The organism is Streptomyces sp. KR80, assembly GCF_052245555.1.
Classification (GTDB): domain Bacteria; phylum Actinomycetota; class Actinomycetes; order Streptomycetales; family Streptomycetaceae; genus Streptomyces.
Genome location: NZ_JBQQCD010000035.1, coordinates 1 through 16,369 on the forward strand (window position 1 = coordinate 1; position 16,369 = coordinate 16,369).

Below are 16,369 nucleotides of genomic sequence, written 5' to 3' on the forward strand. Positions count from 1 at the left end.
GGGAGGACCCCCCCCCTCCGGGCCACCGTCGTCCAGCGGACCCGTCCGGCCAGCCCTCCGGCGTCAGGTCTCGTGGGTGTAGCGGATGTAGAAGACCACGATGCCCATCGACAGCCCGAGGAACCCCCCGAGGAACGCAGCCTTGAGCCACGTGTCCCCGCTCAGGCTGAGCAGATAGCCCGTCGCACCGCCGACGAGCACGCCGTACGCGGTCGCGCGGAGCTCCCGCGACAGGCGGGTCTGGAACAGTCCGACAAGGAAGGAGAGCGCCGCGACAGCCGCACCGCCCACGATCGAGACGACGGTGATACGGGTGTTGGACGCGCCGTGGTTGCTCGTCAGGAAGGCGGCGTACAGGCCGTAGGCGATACCCAGGAGCACGGGGATCGTCCAGTACGAGGCGCGGTGCGGGTGCCGCTGGGCCGGCAGTGCCGGATGCATGGACGCTGACATGGCGTGACTCCTCTCTCCTCCTCCCACCCACCACCAGAGCACACCCGTTGGCCCGGCAAGGCAACTGGATCAGCCGTCGGGCTTCGCCACCGGGTCACTGATCAGGGACTTCAGCATCTGGTACGCGGTGCGGATGAAGGTGCCGCGCAGGGTGGGAGCCGTATTGGTGGCGGCGGCGAGGCCCACGCCGGCCTGGCGGGAGAAACCCGCGAAGGTGGTGAAGCCGCGGGTGCCGCCCGAGTGGAACACCAGCTCGTGACCGGGGAAGGAACGCAGATTCCAGACCAGGCAGAGCCGGTCGCCGCCGTGCGGCGCGACCAGCCGGGCGCGGCACACGTCGTGCAGTGGCGCGCCGAGCGGGGTGGCGTCGGGGTGCACCAGTGCGTCGAGGTAGTGCAGCAGATCGGACGCGCTGGAGCGGAGGCAGCCGGCGCCCGGCAGACCGGGGATGAGCCACGGCGGCACCGGCCTGCCACGGCGGTATCCGGTCGCGTCGTCGGATGTCGTTCCGGCGTGGGTGCCGGTCATGCCGAGGGGAGCGCAGACGCGGGCGGCGACGAGGCGTTCGTAGTCCTCGCCCACGGCCTCGGCGAGCAGACGACCGAGGAGCCCCACGCCGAAGTTGGAGTAGTGCAGGCGGGTTCCGGGGCGGCCATGGAGGCGGATACGGGAGGCCGCTTGGAGCAGGTGCTCGGGGGTGTAGTCGGCGTACGGGTTGCTGCCCCAGCGGGGCAGGGCGACCGGGTAGAGGTTGGCGGGCAGGCGCGGCAGCCCCGACGTGTGGGTGGCCAGATGCAGCAGGGTGATCCGCCGGGCGGAGGGGTGCCGGGGTGCTGCGCCCGCAGGAAGGTACGCGGTGATCGGGTCGTCTAGGCGCACGTCGCCGCGGGTCACCATCTCGGCCAGCAGCAGTGCGGTGAACGTCTTGGTGACCGAGCCGAGTTCGAACCGGGTGTGCGGGCCGACGTGCGCGGGTAGCTGGGGGAGGTCGCGCCGACCATGGCAGAGCAGTGCCGATTCCGGGCCACGGACGGCCGCGGCGATCACCCCCGTGGCGCCCGGCGCCGCGGCGGTCAGGGGCTCGAGGCGCTCCCGCAAGGTGGTCGAGTCCGCGTCCGACCGCTGGTGCCGCACGGCAGTCTCGGCGGCGGCCCCCATCCCTCCGGCGGCCTCGTTCGCGAGACGGACTGCGTTCACGGGACCGCCTTCGTTCACGGGACCGGCTTCGCTCACGTCGGTACGGCCGCCGTGGTGGCGCCGAGGCCGCGGGACAGAGCCAGGGTGCCCGCCACGGCCGCCACGACCGTCGTGTGATGGTTGGCCAGATACGCCTCCGCCGGATCGTCCGGCACCGGGTCCCCGTCGCGGGGCATCATGCCGTCCGCGTGCTGCACCGCGGCGAGTGCCTCCCAGTCCCGCACCGTGCACGCCGGTTCGTCGAGGCAGGTGTCGACGATCATCAGCTCCGCCAGGAGGTCCCACTGCGCCACCTCCCGCCAGACGTCGATCCAGACCGGCACCCAGGCGTGTAGATAGTCCTGGAGCGCGGGGCCCAGCCCATCCGGCCGGGCGCCCCAGTCGGTGAGGTGGAAGACGGTGTGCGTGACGGTGTACGCGGTCATCCAGTCGATGGCCCAGGGTTCGGGGGTGGAGCCGAGCCAGGTGGCGGCGGACAGGGTGTCCCAGTGGTCCCTGTCGCGGCCGCTGTCCAGGCCGGTGATGCGGGCGGCGTTGGCGGCGGCGAGGCGCCGGTTGGGCATGAGCTCGCTGGCATGCCGCGACCGCAGGCCGTCGAGGTGGGTGAGCAGGCTCTCCAGCCGCGGGTGGCGGAAACCGGCTCGGACGAAGTGGGCGTAGACCTCCAACGGGTCGGTCATCAGCGGGTAGCGCAACTGCCGCTCGTACAGCAGGTCACCTTCGCGCAGCTGCTGCCAGGCGAAGTCGAGCAGTTCCCGGGCGGTCTGGGCCTCGCGGGGGCCCGCGACGCCTTCGCGCAGCACGAGGGAACAGGCCAGAGCCGTCTCGGCCAGGGGTTTGTAGACGCTGTCCGGGTCGGCGAGCTCGGCCGTGGTGTCGGCGGGCAGCGCGCCGTGCTCGTGGGACCGCCGCAGCCACTCGAAGGCGCGGGTGGCGAGCTGATGGGCGATCTTCGCCAACGGCGTACTCATGCGCCTGTCCTTTCGCCGCCGACGTCTATGGTCCGCCGACCGATCGTCACATCGAGCGCGGTACGGGCATCGGCGGCGCCGACCAGCCGTACGTGCTCCAGCAGCGCGGCCGGATCGAGCGGGACACCGGCGCCGGACGCGCTCAGCAGGGCGAGCCAGCGCCCCAGTCCGGCGGCGGTCGGGGGGTCGCGGCGCAGCATCGCGCGCGTCGCCCCGCGGGCGAGGGCCATGACGTTCCGGCGGGCGGCCTCGTGCACGGGGCCGTCGAGTCCGGGGACGGCCAATGGCGAGAGCTGGGCCATCGTCACGGACCAGGGCTGCCACGGGACGGTGTCACCGGTGTTCGCGTCACCGTCCTCGGGCTGCGGTGCGTCCAGGACGTCCCATCCGCAGCGGGCCATCACCTGGGCCGTGGCCCAGTCGCGCCACGCGGTGATACGGGCGGTGTCTCCGTCGGCCGATGCGAGGGGGAAGAGGCGGAAGGCCTCCTCCACGATCCCCGCCTCGTCCCCGTCGAGCCGCTCGTTCCGGAGCGCGTACGGCGCCGACATCCTGGCGCCGATCACGCGCACCGCGGCCAGGGCGACCTTGGGATCGGGTGCGTTGCGCAGGTGGCGGGCCAGCGTGCCCGTGTCCTTCGCGCCTTCGAGGGCGCCAAGGACACGGGCGGCGAGCTCCTCCACCGCCTCCGCGTAATCCTCACGCGGCGCGGCGTCGGCGAAAGGCATTGTTCTTCACCTCCACCAAGCACGGGCGGAGCCCGCTCTCAGGAGGGCAGCCCTCGGGCGGCCCTGCGACGACTGGTCCTACTTGTCCTTGGGCTCCTTCGGGGAGAGGAGGAGAAGCAGCAGCAGGACACCCTTAGCCTCAGGTGCGTACTGCGGCGCGTCACTCAGCGGCGCCTCACGCCGCACTGTCAGGTCCATCACCGCCGCCTCTTCGTCAGGGGCTGCCAGGCCGGTGCCGAAGGGACGGGTCATCTCCTGGGTACGCATAGCGTTCTCCTTGATCAGACCTGTGTCGCCCTCGAGGGCGCTTGCCCATCCGACGCTACGACCACATCCCAAAGATCACAAAAGGAGCAATCTGCCCCACGTGCCCCATCCGTCTCGGAGGGCCCGTGGGCACGTGTCCGTCGGAGGTGGCGGCACCGGTCCGAGGGGATCGCCAAACGATCCTGCCGTGAGCGGAGTTGGTGCTCTGCGCTCCGGACTCGATCGGCCGGGCGTGGGAGGTGTTCGATAGCTCTGGGAGATGTCGCCTACCAGCGGGTATCTTCCGCTCCGCGGTCGGCGAGCGGTCTGCCGGACCTCGGCCTGTACCTCATTCGACGTCGACGATGCCGTTCACCGCGATGCGTCGCGTTCGCCTGCGGCGAACCCGGCTCGCGCCCACGGCACAGAAACAGGGGGCGACGTCTCTGACGTCGCCCCCTGCCGTGCCGGGCCTACCGGCCGAACTGGAACCAGTTCAGGTTGACCAGGTCCGCGCCGCCGCCTCCGGTGGCCACCACGTACACCTTGTGCACGCCCGTGACCGACCTGCTCATGTCCACGGTGCGGCTCGTCCAGGACTGCCAGCCGCCGGTGTTGCTGGTCGGAACGGTGCCGAGCACCGGCCCGGTCGGGCTGTCCAACCGGTACTCAAGGGCTCCGGTGGCGCCGGAGCCGGATGCGATCCGCGTCGTCACCTGGGTGGGAGCGGAGCTGCCGAAGTCGACATCGTGGTAGCCGACGTAGTCACCCTCGGCGATCCATCCGACGTTCTGCCCGCAGCCGGCGTCGCTGCAGCGCTCCAGCTGGACGCCCCGCTGCTCGTCGAAGTAGGCCGCGCCGATGACGTCGTACGCCTGCTGCGTCAGCGGGAATCCCTCGCCGTGGCCGTAGGAGAACAGCGCCTCCTTGCCGTCGCCGTCGTTGATCGGCTGCTGGCTCGCACTCTTCATCCAGGTCACCGGCAGCTTGCCGGTCGGCTTGTGGTCGCCGAAGAGGATGTCCGCGACGCCGCCGCCCTCGGTACCCGGCAGCCACGCGGCCACCAGCGCATCCCACGACGGCAGCTCGGAGGCGATGTCCATCGGCCGCCCCGAGACGAGGACCACGACCACCGGCACGCCCGACGCCTTCAGCCGGGCCAAGGTGTCGAGATCCTCGCTGTCCAGGCCGAGCCCGCCGGGCCGGTCGCCCTGGCCCTCCGCGTACGGGGTCTCGCCGACGACCGCGATGGCGGCCTTGTAACTGCCGTCGATGCCGTCGCCCTTGCGGTCGTACGTGACGGTCGTGGAGGAGGACACGGCCGAGCGGATGCCCTGCAGGACCGTGGTTCCGGGGGTGATCGGACCGCTCTTGCCCTGCCAGTCGATGGTCCAGCCACCGCTCTGGTTCCCGATGTCGTCCGCGCTCTTGCCGGCCACGAACACCTTGCCCGCGGTCTTGGGCAGCGGCAGCACGCCGTGCTTGTTCTTCAGCAGCACCTGCGACTTGCGCACGGCCTCACGGGCCACCTCCCGGTGCTCCGCACTGCCGACCGTGCCGGTGTACGAGCGGTCGGTGTACGGCTTCTCGAACAGGCCCAGCTCGAACTTCTTGGTCAATATTCGCCGGTTGGCGTCGTCGATCCGGGACATCGGGACGCCCCCGGCCTGCACCTCGGACTTCAGCATCGAGATGAACGTACGCCACTCGTGCGGCACCATGATCATGTCCAGGCCCGCGTTGATCGAGGTGCGCACCTCTGCGGTGGTGAAGCCGGGCTGGCCGTCGATCTGATCGATCGCGTTCCAGTCCGATATGACCAGGCCCTTGAAGCCCAGCTCCTTCTTGAGGACGTCGTTGATCAGGTAGCTGTGGCCGTGCAGCTTCGTGCCGTTCCAGCTGCTGTAGGAGATCATCACCGAGCCGACGTTCTTGGCGACGGCCTCGCGGAACGGCGGCAGGTGGGTGGCGCGCAGCTCGGCCTCGCTCACCTCGGTGTTGCCCTGGTCCTTGCCACCGGTCGTGCCGCCGTCACCGACGTAGTGCTTGGCGGTGGCCATGACGGAACCGGGGTCGGAGAGCTTGGCGCCCTGCAGCCCGGTGATGAGCGTGGTCATCGAGGTGGCGATCTCGGGCTTCTCGCCGTACGACTCGTAGGTCCGGCCCCAGCGGTCGTTGCGCGCGACGCACAGACAGGGGGCGAAGTCCCAGTCGATGCCGGTACCGGAGACCTCCTCGGCGGTGGCCTTGCCGATGCGCTGGACCAGCCCGGGGTCGCGGGTGGCGCCGAGGCCGATGTTGTGCGGGAAGATCGTCGCCCCATGCACGTTGTTGTGGCCGTGCACCGCGTCCACGCCGTAGATCATCGGTATGCCGAGCCGGGTGGCCATCGCGGAGCGCTGGAAGCCGTCGTACATGTCCGCCCAGGCGCTCGCGGTGTTGGGCGACGGAGCCGAACCTCCGCCGGACAGCAGCGAGCCGAGACCGTAGGTGGTGAGATCGGCGTTGGAGACCCCGTTCCGTTCGGCCTGGGTCATCTGGCCGATCTTCTCGTCCAGCGTCATTCTGCCGAGCAGGTCCTCAACTCGCTCCGGAATGGGTCGGCTGGGGTCCTTGTAGGGCGGCTCGACCGCCGCCGAGGCGGACGCGGGCACGCTGACGACCGTCGTCGTGAGCAGCGTGGCCGCGGCCAGTAGCAACCGCCCGCGCCAGCGCGGGGGGTGGGGCCATCGCATGGGGCAAACCTCCTGGGCGAACGCTGTCGGGGATGCATGAGGACGCGACGCGTGGGGCGGTGACGGCTCGTCGCGTCGCGGCTCGACAGGTCTGGTTTCCGTGTCACGGCTGGTAGTTGTGCCACAGAGCACGTGGCACCCTAGTGGACGGAAATGGCCTGGTCTAGACCATGTGCGAGAGCGCTTTCGCTGAACGGTTTGCCCGTATCGCGTCGATCGGACACCGGGTGTGGACAGTTGGATGCATCCCTGCTCGTTGGATCTTGCGACGCCGGGGTCGGCGGGCCAGGGCCGGCGTGGGGTGCAGCCGCCGTCCTCGCTCCTTAGACTCGTATACGGGAGTAGTCGTCGGCGGCCGGAGTCCCACCCGGCGCACGTCCGCTCGCCCGCTCGCCTCCATCTCCTGGTGGAGCGGTCGAGGGCCAGCGATTACGGCAGGCGACCTTGCTGCTGAGTGTCATGCAGGTGCCGGACGAGCCGGCGTCGCATCGCCTATTGATGCCCTTGAGGTGGAGCCCTCTATGACCACACCCCGGGACTTGGTGATCATCGCCATGGACGTGGTGCCCAGTCGACCTGTGGAGCGAGGCGACCTGTCGCTTGCCCTTGCGGGAGCCGAGTTGATCGACCTCCTGGCTGCCGGGGCCATCACGCTGGATGGCGATCAGATCGTGCCTGGGCACCGGACGGCCGTAGCTGATCGCCTGCTGGATCAGGCCGCGGCGTCGCTTGCCCGAGAAGCGCCGTACGAGTCGGTCGGCGACTGGCTGTGGCGCAGAGGCCGCGACCTGCACTCGGCCTATCTGGCCGCCCTTGAGGTCGAAGGGCAACTCACGCGGCAACGTCGCCGCTGGAGGCCTTTCCGGACCGGTCAGATGGTGCTGGTCGATTCGCTTGATCGCCGCCTGGCAGGGGACCGCTGGGCATCGGATGAGCCCGTCCTCGCCGCCCTTGGGACGGCCGTCGGGATCCGCAACAAGGAAACGGGAGACGCTCCGAGCCCGGCCGACGACGCGGTCGAGACCGTGCTCGCCGCGGTTCATGACGCGTTGATGGAACTGGCGGCCGTACGGCAACGGCGAGCCATTGAGCAGGCGGCCTTCGACAACATCTGGCGAGGCGACTGACATGACGACGCTTGCGGATCGATCTCCTCAGCGAAGCCTGCGAGCCGATCGCCTTGCTCTCGCGGCATCGGCGATCGGCCCGCCCGCCCTTCGGCTCCCGGCAGTCGTATGCGTGATGAAGTCCACCGTGATCGTGTGCGGTCGGTGCAGGCCTTCCGCGTCGTCGACCACCGGCAGGCGCGTCAGAGTGTGCCGTGCGGGTGCTCGTGCTCGGCGACGTCCTTGATGTTGCCCAGTGACGTGAGGATGCCCTCCCGCTGCCGCTTCGGCATGTTCAGCACTTTGTACAGCGCCTTCAACGACACTGCGCCCCTGGCCGGTTCCTCCACCCGCATGTGGTGGGAGAGCCGGGTTCCCTCGCCCTCGGGCTCGAGGTGGTAGTCCCAGTAGACGCGACCGCCCGTACCCCGGCTCTTCTCCCTCACCGGGAGCAGGGAGACCCAGCTGAAATCGTGGGCGGGGTCCACCATCGTCACCTCGGACGGGGCGTCGAACGTCTGCGGGCCGAACTTCTCATGTGCCAGCCAGTGGGCGCCGATCTCGAGCGGACCCTCGAACTCGATCTCCTTGGTGATGCTCTTCGGTCCGGCGAACTCCGGATGCCGCCGCACGTCCGTGACGACCGACCACACTTCGTCGGGGGTGGCGTCCACGTGCACGCTCTCGGTGATCTCGGACAGTGTCATCGCTCACCTCCACGTGACTCTCTTTCGAGCATGCACGTGCCCCGCCCACCCCGCCACAGCAGCCCTTCCGCGGCCTTCCCCCGCCCCGCGCCAGGACGTACGGTCGCGTCGGCCCGATGCGTCGCGCCGGGGCGCAGGCGGGCAGTGCCGCTTATTGGATTGAGCGCGAAATCAGGCCCGTGCTACCACTGGCTGGTTCGCGAACGCTGATCATGAAGCACCCGAAGGGCTGGCCGACATGGTGCTCGGAGACCTGGTGAAGCTGCGGCCGATGGAGCCGTCGGACGCCGAGGCGCTGTGGCGGTGGAACCACGACCCCGACGTCATGCGCTGGATGAGCGACGGCTACGCCCAGCCGCTGGCCCAGGTCAGGAAGCGGTTGGAGGAACGGCCGCGCAATGCGTACGACGACGTGCTCTACGGGGTCGAGGTGCTCGCTGACGCACAGCTCATCGGCCTGGTCCGGTTGCGTGACGCCGAGCCGGAGACCGGATGCGCCGAGCTCGACATCTATCTCGGTGAGAAGGAGTACTGGGGACGCGGCTACGCCACCGACGCCATGCGGACGATCTGCCGCTACGGCTTCGAGAAGATGCGCCTCCACAAGATCACGCTGACCGTCGTCATCGAGAACCACGCCGCTCACCGCGTCTACCAGAAGGTCGGCTTCGTCGACGAAGGCAGGCTGCGTCAGGTCTTCCGACGCGACGGCCAGTGGTACGACATGTTCACCATGGGCCTACTGGAAGGCGAACTCCGCCGTTGAAACCCCGGCATTTGAGCCTCGTTGGCCTGCTCGGAGCCAGGCGGGGGGCAGGGGGGCCCATACGCGCGCTGCCTGCCACGGCGCCCGCGCCGCGTTCGTTGGGGCAACCTCCTCCGTGAGACCGCTGACGGTCAGGTGACGTCTTCCCGCCTCACCACGCACAGCGCCCAGATGATGAAGCCGTACAGGGCGATCAGGACGACCGACCAGATCGGGTAGTACGGCAGGGACAGGAAGCTCGAAATCAGCAGCAGTCCCGCCAGGCCCACGCCCGCGATGCGGGCCCAGACTGTGGCCTTGAAGAGGCTGAATCCCGCGAGGACGGCCAGCGCTCCGAGGATCAGATGGATCCAGCCCCACCCGGTCACGTCGTACTCGAAGACGTAGTTCGGCGTGGTGACGAAGATGTCGTCTTCGGCTATGCCCATGATGCCCCGGAACACGTTGAGGATGCCGCCGATGATCAGCATCACGGCGGCGAAGACCACCAGCCCACCGGCAAGAGGGCGGGGCGCCACGTACTGGCCTCGGTTTGCTGTCTGTGTCATGGCATTTCCTCGATTCGGTTCAGAAGAGGATGATGACGATGAAGATCACGCACACGATGATGTTGACCAGCCAGCTGTGAGTGTTCATCCAGTCCCGGACCCTCGGCATGGCAGCTTCGGCCCGCTGGCCGAACAGCAGCCATATGAGCAGCGGCAGTGCCGCGACCAGGACGGTGAGCGCGATGAACGGCAGCGCTTCGGCGAAGGCTGCTCCGCTGTGTTCCAGGTTGACGCCGACGGTCAGCATGACCACGAGGTCGGACGGCATCAGCAGGATGACCATCAGCCCGATCGTGAAGGCCCGCTTCGGGTCCGCCGACATGAGCGTTCCCAGCCAGTTCGGCGGCTCGATCGTCTCTCGCCCCAGCCAGTTCTTCAGGGCCGCGGCCGCCAGCAGACCGACGAGCAGGTACTGAACGACCTTGCCCGCGGAACCTTTGTCGGACGAGTTGCCGAAATCCACGGCGCTTCCCAGCAACGTGGCGATACCGAGCATGATCGCGACTCCCGCCGTCGTCGCGATGGCCACTCCTGCCAGGAACCCCAGCGATACGCGCACCGCTCTCGGCGCCGTCACGAAGATGATCGCCGACATGATCTGGGGCCCGACCATCATCGTGATGGCGAGCGGAAGGATCTGAAGTCCATCCATGGCAGTCGCTCAGCGCCCCGCGGCCGGGGTCAGCGCAGGATCTTCTCTTTGGCCTGCTGGAATTCGGACTCCGAAAGCTCGCCTCGCGCCTTCAGCTCGGACAGCTTGGCGAGCTCGTCCGCCCTGCTCGTGGCCTCGGGACCGGCTGCGGTTTCGCGGACGTACGCGTTGAACGCCGCCTGCTGCTCCTGGGCCTGCCGAATCTCGCGTTTACCCATGTCCGCACCGCGCGCGATGACGTACGTGAGAACGCCGAGGAACGGCACGACGGCACGAACAGGAGCCAGCCGGCCTTGGCCCACCCGCCCAGATCGTGACTGCGGAAGATGTCGGCGATGACCCGGAACAGCAGGATCAGCCAGAGGACCCAAAGGAAGATCCACATGACGGTCCAGAAGGCGCCGAGCACCGGGAAGTCGTATGCCATGTGCAGGTAGCCGTCCATTGCTCTTCTCCTGCCGCTACCCAGAGGTATTCCAGCGTCCACCGTGCGGAAAGGACCCGACGGAGAAGGGATGAGTTGCGGTGGCCGCTGCCATCGGGGGAGACCAGCGCCCGCCCGCTGCCCCCAGATGGGGGGCAGGCATCTCGCGATGTTGGGACTGGAACGGCCATACGTGCGTCCGCAATTCCACGATACGCGCGAACCTCTCACGCACCACTCGGCGCCCAGCTCGAGGCGGTCCTGGCGAAGGCCGCCCCTGCGTCCCGCCAGGCGGCTGGCCCGCCCCGCGACCGCCATGCGCCCCTACTGCCCGGGCTCGCCGGGCTCTCGCCGCCCCACTGATCGGCGTCACTGAGCCCCCGCCAGCCACGGGGAGGCTGACAGGGGTCAGTCATGGGCGCGGGCCACAGGTGCCTTGCGACCGGTGCGCTGAGGTGTGTTGCTCGCCGTCCCTCAGCGCACCGGAGTTCTCATGGCCTCCGCGATCTGCTCGGCCACCTCCGCGCGGACCATGCCGATGTGGACGTACGGCACGCCCTTGTGGGTGACCATGGGGCGCACGCTGCCCCAGACGCTCTCAGGAAGGCCGAGAGCGGCCAGCGCCGCCCGGACTGCCTCCGCCCCGTCAACAGCCTTTGTGCGGGCGGCTCGCCACGTCTGCATGTCCATTTACGTCAGTGCCCCCGCGAGTGATTGGCAATCTCCACGTTGCAATCCGACTCGGCCGAGTAGTCGCCTCTGGCCCGCGCTTCCTCCCGTTGCTTGACCAACGCGGCGCATACGCCGCATCCCTTGGCGGGTACCGGAGGTTCGAGAGGAAGTGACAGATGCACGGGTCCTGACTGCGTGGTGACGGTCGCTGGCATGACTACTCCCCGGCTTGGATCTCGTTACAGATCCATCCTTGGGGCTCTGGCCAAGCAGCCCTAGTTCCTTTCCCGTTGAGGCAAGAACCCGTCCCGGATGCTCTCGACGAAAGCGCGCATGTCCTCGTCGTAGAGCGCCACGACGACGAATCGCTCGAATGTTTCGACGTACGTCTGCATGTCCCTGGGGTCCCGTGTCGTGATCTCCGAATGGAACGTCTCGACGATCACCAGCCGGTCATCGTGGACGCTGAAGCACGTCATGGGAAAGTCCGGCATCCGACCGGCCAGCGGTACGACTCCAATGGTCACGTTGGGGAGTCGGGACAGGGACACGAGCCGGTCGAGTTGGACGGCCATCACGGCTGGCTCGCAGATCAGCCACCGCAGGACGTGCTCACAGATCACGAAGTGGAACGACCGGCCGTCTTCGTAGAGCGTCGCCTGACGCTCCAGCCGCGCCGCCACCGTCCGGGCCCTAGTCTCGTCCGGGAGCGCGGGCGGCAGGGAGAACACCGCCGTGGCGTACTCCGGGGTCTGGAGGAGTCCGGGGATGAGTTGTCCCTGAAACAGCCTGAGAACGGCCGTGTTGGCCTCGATGGCCTTGATGGTGTTCTGGTGCTTCCACGGGCCCATACGGCGTAGCAGGCGCCAAGCTGTGGCCTCGGTGACCTCGGCTCGGGCAGTGGCGAGGAACTGTTCCTTCACTTCCTCCGGGACGCCGAGCGCGGACAGGATCAGGTCGACGTCCTGCACGGTGGGCAGCGTCCGACCGTTTTCGATCTTCGAGAGCTTCCCGGCAGACATTGAAGCCCTGCGGGCCACGGCGTCACCGGTCAGCCCCGATGCTTCCCGCAATGCCCGCAGGGCTCTCCCGATTGAGTTCGTGGTCAGTGGTGCCGCTCCCAGTAGGCCGCGAACGGCACAGCGTGGGTGAGCGCCAGATCGCGGTAACCCTGGTACTCCGTCAGTCGGTCGGCAGGCAGGATCTCACCGCCGAGGAATTTGCCCTCGGGGGTGTAGTACATGCGGTAGACGTCGCGGTCATCGAAGAGCCAGAAGTCGTGATCGGGCAGGCCGGTCACTTCCTGCTTGGCGAGGTCGATGATCCCGATGGACTCCCCGGCCTTGATGTTGCCGGGATAGGCCGACAGTTCGTAACGCAGGTAGTCGGTCAGGGGAGAGCGCAGGATGTGAACGCGTGACACACTCTTGCCCTTGTCGGTCATCGAGCGGACCCATGGGTTGTCGTCCCACTCCGGGCCCATGTCCTCACCCGCGAGGAACCGCGCGATCTCTCCCCGTTCCTCTTCCACGTCGTACACGGCGAGGGTTTCCAGTCGGAAGGCGGTCCGCTCGAAGGTCTCGAAGAGACGGCCGAATTCCTCACCGTCGAGCACTGAAGTACTCCTCAAGTACTGCGGCCGGAACCATGACGGCCGTCTCACTCTCGGGAAGGTCGAGCTGTGCCAGCTGCTCAGGGTCGGTGATCACCCAGCCCTGCACCACGTAGTTCTTGCTGTCGTCGGTGCCCCACAGGGTCGGGCACGTGCCGTTCTTGCAGTCCGGGTCGCCTGACAGCTTCCGCAGCATCCTTGCTCCCTCGCATCGGCATACGCCTCTCGGGATCGATGCTCCCGATGCGATCATGTCGGGGTCAAGAACTGATCCTTTCCAGAACAGGAAAGTCCCACCCCCAACGAACAAGCCCCCGTGCACAGCCGTGAGGCTGGCCGGGGGCTCGGTCCTGTTGGTTGGGTAGCATCAGTCGTCCGCCTCGACCACGCCGATTGGGCAGGACACGCCCGTGCCGCCGATGCCGCAGTAGCCGTTGGGGTTCTTGTCCAAGTACTGCTGGTGGTACGGCTCTGCAGGGTAGAAGGGGCGGCCGTCGGCGGGGAGGATTTCCGTGGTGATCGGGCCGTAGGCCGCCTTCGTCAGGGTCGGCTGGTACGCGTCGCGGGAGGCCTCGGCCGCCGACTGCTGGTCCGCCGAGTGTGTGTAGATCGCCGAGCGGTACTGGGTGCCGATGTCGTTGCCCTGGCGGAAGCCCTGGGTGGGGTCGTGGGACTCCCAGAAGAGCTTGAGGAGGGCGGCGTACGAGACGACCGAGGGGTCGAAGACGACGCGCACCGCCTCCGTGTGGGCCGTGAGACCGCTGCACACCTCTTCATACGTCGGGTTCGGCGTGTGCCCGCCTTGGTAGCCGACCAGAGTGGTCCATACGCCCGGGGTCTGCCAGAACTTCCGCTCGGCGCCCCAGAAGCAGCCGAGCCCGAAGTCCGCGATCTCCAGACCCTCCGGGTACGGGCCCAGCAGGGGGTTGCCGAGGACCGTGTGGCGCTCCGGGACCGTGAATTCCGGCTCGGGACGGCCGCGCAGGGCCTCGTCGGCGATCGGCAGATGTGTCTTCGGGCGGTTCAGGAACATGCTGGGGCTCCTCGGCGTGGTGCGTCCGGTGGGAGAACGCACGGGCGCGCCGTGGAATTCCGGCCCCGGCCCCCGGCACCGGACACCCGGAACGGCCGCGGCGCCGCCCCGGCGGCGCGCCGCGGCCCGCGGCCCGCCTCAGTGCGGCATCGTCGCCGGGCTGCCGCCGCCCCGCTCCCAGCCGGCGACCGCCATCGCGCGGTACGCCGTGTACTCCACCGCCGGATCCGCCCCGTACGACCACGGGACCGCGCCCACGTGCCCGTCGACGTGCCGCAGCTGCTCCATCGCCTCGGCGTAGCGCTCCGCGCGGACCAGGAACCACAGCAGCAGATGCCGTACGTGCGGCAGCACCGGATGATCGGCCGGGACCGAGCGGGTCGCGTAGAGGGCGCCCTGGATCGCGCGGGACACGACCTCGCTCTCGTACAGACCGCGGACCACGTTCACCTCGGGCAGGTGCTCGAAGACCGCGAACAGTGGCAGTGCAGGCAGCAGGCTCTCTTCCGGTGCCGAGCCCGCCGCGCGCTGGGCGAACGCGTCGGCCTTCTCCTTGGAGCCGTGCCACTTCTCGCACCAGTAGTGCAGGGCGGCCATGTGCGCCCCCATGTGGTGCGGCGCACGGGCGGTGACCGTGCTCCACAGCTCCTCGAAGTCCGCCTCCCGGTAGCCGAGGCCCCGCGCCACCGCCAGCTCGACGATGTACGGCGTGGGGTCGCCCGGCGCGAGAAGCGCGGCCTCGGCGCACGCCGATCGTGCCTCCTCCAGGATGATCCGGTACTCGTCCGACCCGGGTCCGCCCGACGACTGGCGCGCCTGCCGCACCAGGAACTCCGCGTGTACCACTGCGCCGCCCGCCTCCTTCGGAGCCTCCACGCGCCAGGTCCGCAGCCAGCTGCCGCCCTCGCCCGGTGCCGCCTGCGCCGCCTCGACGGTGGCGGCACCGGCCAGCGTCTGTACGCGCTGCCAGCGCAGCTCCCAGTCGGCGGCGCCGGCCGTCGTGGCCAGCAGCTGGGCGGCCGGTCGCCAGTCCTGAGTGCGCCGGATCTCGTCCAGAACGTCGGCGAGTTCGGGGTCGGGGCCCGGCAGTCGTACGTCGAGCCGATCGGGGTGCGCGAAGCCGTACCCTCCCGGGTCGAGCGCGCTGCCGTGGCCGCGCAGCGCCTGCCGCCCGCCGCGCATGCGCAGCAGCGCGGGCACCACGAGGAGCCCGCTGATCATGGTCAGGCCGAGCAGGATGATCAGAATCTCCATGAGGTGTCCACGTGTCCTGTGTGTGTCGGGTCGTCGCCCATTTCCCGGGGCGGCGGGCGCATACCAGTGTCGCGCATTACGCTCGGGCCTCATGAGCGACCAGCATCAGCAGCAGCACGCGCACCGGAACTTCGAGACCCGCGCGATCCATGCGGGGCAGGCGGCGGACCCGCTGACCGGCGCCGTGGTGCCGCCGATCTACCAGGTGTCCACCTACAAGCAGGACGGGGTCGGCGGCCTGCGCGGCGGCTACGAGTACAGCCGCTCCGCCAACCCGACCCGTACCGCGCTGGAGCAGAACCTCGCGGCGCTGGAGGGCGGGCGGCGCGGACTCGCCTTCGCCTCGGGACTGGCGGCCGAGGACTGCCTGCTGCGCGCGCTGCTGGTGCCCGGCGACCACGTCGTCATCCCGAACGACGCCTACGGCGGAACCTTCCGCCTCTTCGCCAAGGTCGTCGAGCGCTGGGGCGTCGACTGGTCGGTCGCCGACACCTCCGACCCGGCAGCGGTACGTGCCGCGCTCACGCCCCGTACGAAGGTCATCTGGGTGGAGACGCCCAGCAATCCGCTGCTCGGCATCACCGACATCGCGCTGATCGCGGACGTGGCGCGGGCAGCCGGGGCCCGGCTCGTGGTCGACAACACCTTCGCCAGCCCGTACCTCCAGCAGCCGCTCGCGCTCGGCGCGGACATCGTGGTGCACTCCACCACCAAGTACATGGGCGGGCACTCGGACGTCGTCGGCGGCGCGCTGGTGGTGAACGACGCTGCCCTCGGCGATGAACTCGCCTACCACCAGAACGCGATGGGTGCGATCGCCGGACCCTTCGACTCCTGGCTGACCCTGCGCGGCATCAAGACCCTCGCGGTCCGTATGGACCGGCACAGCGCCAATGCCACGCGCGTCGCCGAACTCCTCGTCGCCCACCCGAAGGTGACCCATGTCTACTACCCGGGGCTGCCGGGGCACGAGGGGCACGAGACCGCGGCGAAGCAGATGCGGGCCTTCGGCGGCATGGTGTCGTTCCGGGTCGCGGGCGGTGAGCAGGCGGCGGTCGACGTGTGCAACCGGGCCGAGCTGTTCACGCTGGGGGAGTCGCTGGGCGGCGTGGAGTCGCTGATCGAGCACCCGGGACGGATGACGCACGCCTCGGTGGCGGGTTCGGCGCTGGAGGTTCCCGCGGACCTGGTGCGACTGTCCGTCGGCATCGAGGCGATCGACGACCTGCTCGCGGACCTCACCCGAGCTCTGGGCTGAGCTGCGG

Annotated in this window: 18 protein-coding genes and 1 pseudogene; 3 read left to right on the plus strand and 16 right to left on the minus strand. The window is 69.0% G+C overall.

Annotated features, from left to right (window positions below; all coding sequences use genetic code 11):
• Positions 1-63: 63 nt before the first annotated feature.
• The 6 genes from ACTWQI_RS28895 to ACTWQI_RS28920 form a co-directional block, all read right to left on the minus strand.
• Entirely contained in the window at positions 64-453 is a 390-nt protein-coding gene (locus tag ACTWQI_RS28895; RefSeq protein WP_443274916.1) for a hypothetical protein, read from the minus strand.
• Between the two features lie 69 nt (positions 454-522).
• Positions 523-1,650: a serine hydrolase domain-containing protein gene (locus tag ACTWQI_RS28900; protein ID WP_443274917.1), complete on the minus strand. Its 1,128-nt coding sequence runs from the start codon at positions 1,648-1,650 to the stop codon at positions 523-525.
• A gap of 32 nt (positions 1,651-1,682) precedes the next feature.
• Entirely contained in the window at positions 1,683-2,621 is a 939-nt protein-coding gene (locus ACTWQI_RS28905; RefSeq protein WP_443274918.1) for a DUF6895 family protein, read from the minus strand.
• On the minus strand, positions 2,618-3,349 hold the full coding sequence (locus ACTWQI_RS28910) for a hypothetical protein (protein ID WP_443274920.1): 732 nt from the start codon (positions 3,347-3,349) through the stop codon (positions 2,618-2,620). The genes ACTWQI_RS28905 and ACTWQI_RS28910 overlap by 4 nt, the downstream gene beginning before the upstream one ends.
• 78 nt (positions 3,350-3,427) lie before the next feature.
• Entirely contained in the window at positions 3,428-3,616 is a 189-nt protein-coding gene (locus tag ACTWQI_RS28915) for a hypothetical protein (RefSeq protein WP_443274922.1), read from the minus strand.
• Positions 3,617-4,068: 452 nt separating this feature from the next.
• Positions 4,069-6,330, minus strand: coding sequence for a glycoside hydrolase family 3 N-terminal domain-containing protein (locus ACTWQI_RS28920; protein ID WP_443274924.1), 2,262 nt, complete (start codon positions 6,328-6,330; stop codon positions 4,069-4,071).
• Between the two features lie 521 nt (positions 6,331-6,851).
• Between ACTWQI_RS28920 and ACTWQI_RS28925 the strand changes: the two genes are divergently transcribed.
• Entirely contained in the window at positions 6,852-7,457 is a 606-nt protein-coding gene (locus ACTWQI_RS28925) for a GOLPH3/VPS74 family protein (protein WP_443274926.1), read from the plus strand.
• A gap of 182 nt (positions 7,458-7,639) precedes the next feature.
• On the opposite strand, the gene ACTWQI_RS28930 is transcribed toward ACTWQI_RS28925, so the two are convergent.
• Positions 7,640-8,143, minus strand: a complete 504-nt coding sequence (locus ACTWQI_RS28930) for an SRPBCC family protein (RefSeq protein ID WP_443274928.1) — start codon at positions 8,141-8,143, stop codon at positions 7,640-7,642.
• A gap of 238 nt (positions 8,144-8,381) precedes the next feature.
• On the opposite strand from ACTWQI_RS28930, the gene ACTWQI_RS28935 reads away from it, so the two are divergent.
• A complete protein-coding gene (locus ACTWQI_RS28935; protein WP_443274930.1) occupies positions 8,382-8,909 on the plus strand; it encodes a GNAT family N-acetyltransferase in 528 nt (175 codons plus the stop codon).
• Between the two features lie 131 nt (positions 8,910-9,040).
• On the opposite strand, the gene ACTWQI_RS28940 is transcribed toward ACTWQI_RS28935, so the two are convergent.
• The 9 genes and pseudogenes from ACTWQI_RS28940 to ACTWQI_RS28980 form a co-directional block, all read right to left on the minus strand.
• On the minus strand, positions 9,041-9,457 hold the full coding sequence (locus ACTWQI_RS28940) for a DUF7144 family membrane protein (protein WP_443274932.1): 417 nt from the start codon (positions 9,455-9,457) through the stop codon (positions 9,041-9,043).
• 19 nt (positions 9,458-9,476) lie between these two features.
• Positions 9,477-10,109 carry a GAP family protein gene (locus tag ACTWQI_RS28945; RefSeq protein WP_443274934.1) on the minus strand — a complete coding sequence of 211 codons (633 nt, stop codon included), beginning with the start codon at positions 10,107-10,109 and terminating at the stop codon, positions 9,477-9,479.
• 29 nt (positions 10,110-10,138) lie between these two features.
• Positions 10,139-10,554, minus strand: a pseudogene (locus ACTWQI_RS28950) (SHOCT domain-containing protein).
• A gap of 453 nt (positions 10,555-11,007) precedes the next feature.
• The gene (locus ACTWQI_RS28955) at positions 11,008-11,223 is read right to left on the minus strand and encodes a hypothetical protein (RefSeq protein ID WP_443274936.1); all 216 of its coding nucleotides are present in this window, start codon (positions 11,221-11,223) and stop codon (positions 11,008-11,010) included.
• A gap of 257 nt (positions 11,224-11,480) precedes the next feature.
• Positions 11,481-12,329 (minus strand): helix-turn-helix domain-containing protein, encoded by an 849-nt coding sequence (locus ACTWQI_RS28960; protein WP_443274976.1) that lies wholly within the window; start codon positions 12,327-12,329, stop codon positions 11,481-11,483.
• Entirely contained in the window at positions 12,311-12,820 is a 510-nt protein-coding gene (locus ACTWQI_RS28965; protein ID WP_443274938.1) for a DUF6879 family protein, read from the minus strand. The genes ACTWQI_RS28960 and ACTWQI_RS28965 overlap by 19 nt, the downstream gene beginning before the upstream one ends.
• Positions 12,807-13,013, minus strand: a complete 207-nt coding sequence (locus ACTWQI_RS28970) for a hypothetical protein (protein WP_443274940.1) — start codon at positions 13,011-13,013, stop codon at positions 12,807-12,809. Before ACTWQI_RS28970 ends, ACTWQI_RS28965 begins: the two co-directional genes overlap by 14 nt.
• A gap of 171 nt (positions 13,014-13,184) precedes the next feature.
• Positions 13,185-13,850 (minus strand): peptide-methionine (S)-S-oxide reductase MsrA, encoded by a 666-nt coding sequence (gene msrA / locus ACTWQI_RS28975; RefSeq protein ID WP_443274942.1) that lies wholly within the window; start codon positions 13,848-13,850, stop codon positions 13,185-13,187.
• 138 nt (positions 13,851-13,988) lie between these two features.
• Positions 13,989-15,104 carry a hypothetical protein gene (locus ACTWQI_RS28980; protein WP_443274943.1) on the minus strand — a complete coding sequence of 372 codons (1,116 nt, stop codon included), beginning with the start codon at positions 15,102-15,104 and terminating at the stop codon, positions 13,989-13,991.
• Between the two features lie 91 nt (positions 15,105-15,195).
• Here ACTWQI_RS28980 and ACTWQI_RS28985 point away from each other — a divergent pair, with 91 nt between their 5' ends.
• A complete protein-coding gene (locus tag ACTWQI_RS28985) occupies positions 15,196-16,362 on the plus strand; it encodes a cystathionine gamma-synthase (protein ID WP_443274945.1) in 1,167 nt (388 codons plus the stop codon).
• The last annotated feature ends 7 nt before the right edge of the window (positions 16,363-16,369 follow it).

Bases quoted from the DNA above. Each gene is read 5' to 3' on its own strand.
- ACTWQI_RS28940 (WP_443274932.1), bottom strand. From the start codon at position 9,457: ATGACACAGACAGCAAACCGAGGCCAGTACGTGGCGCCCCGCCCTCTT.
- ACTWQI_RS28935 (WP_443274930.1), top strand. From the start codon at position 8,382: ATGGTGCTCGGAGACCTGGTGAAGCTGCGGCCGATGGAGCCGTCGGAC.
- ACTWQI_RS28920 (WP_443274924.1), bottom strand. From the start codon at position 6,330: ATGCGATGGCCCCACCCCCCGCGCTGGCGCGGGCGGTTGCTACTGGCC.
- ACTWQI_RS28980 (WP_443274943.1), bottom strand. From the start codon at position 15,104: ATGGAGATTCTGATCATCCTGCTCGGCCTGACCATGATCAGCGGGCTC.
- ACTWQI_RS28895 (WP_443274916.1), bottom strand. From the start codon at position 453: ATGTCAGCGTCCATGCATCCGGCACTGCCGGCCCAGCGGCACCCGCAC.
- msrA (WP_443274942.1), bottom strand. From the start codon at position 13,850: ATGTTCCTGAACCGCCCGAAGACACATCTGCCGATCGCCGACGAGGCC.
- ACTWQI_RS28910 (WP_443274920.1), bottom strand. From the start codon at position 3,349: ATGCCTTTCGCCGACGCCGCGCCGCGTGAGGATTACGCGGAGGCGGTG.
- ACTWQI_RS28905 (WP_443274918.1), bottom strand. From the start codon at position 2,621: ATGAGTACGCCGTTGGCGAAGATCGCCCATCAGCTCGCCACCCGCGCC.
- ACTWQI_RS28945 (WP_443274934.1), bottom strand. From the start codon at position 10,109: ATGGATGGACTTCAGATCCTTCCGCTCGCCATCACGATGATGGTCGGG.
- ACTWQI_RS28915 (WP_443274922.1), bottom strand. From the start codon at position 3,616: ATGCGTACCCAGGAGATGACCCGTCCCTTCGGCACCGGCCTGGCAGCC.
- ACTWQI_RS28955 (WP_443274936.1), bottom strand. From the start codon at position 11,223: ATGGACATGCAGACGTGGCGAGCCGCCCGCACAAAGGCTGTTGACGGG.
- ACTWQI_RS28925 (WP_443274926.1), top strand. From the start codon at position 6,852: ATGACCACACCCCGGGACTTGGTGATCATCGCCATGGACGTGGTGCCC.
- ACTWQI_RS28985 (WP_443274945.1), top strand. From the start codon at position 15,196: ATGAGCGACCAGCATCAGCAGCAGCACGCGCACCGGAACTTCGAGACC.
- ACTWQI_RS28930 (WP_443274928.1), bottom strand. From the start codon at position 8,143: ATGACACTGTCCGAGATCACCGAGAGCGTGCACGTGGACGCCACCCCC.
- ACTWQI_RS28970 (WP_443274940.1), bottom strand. From the start codon at position 13,013: ATGCTGCGGAAGCTGTCAGGCGACCCGGACTGCAAGAACGGCACGTGC.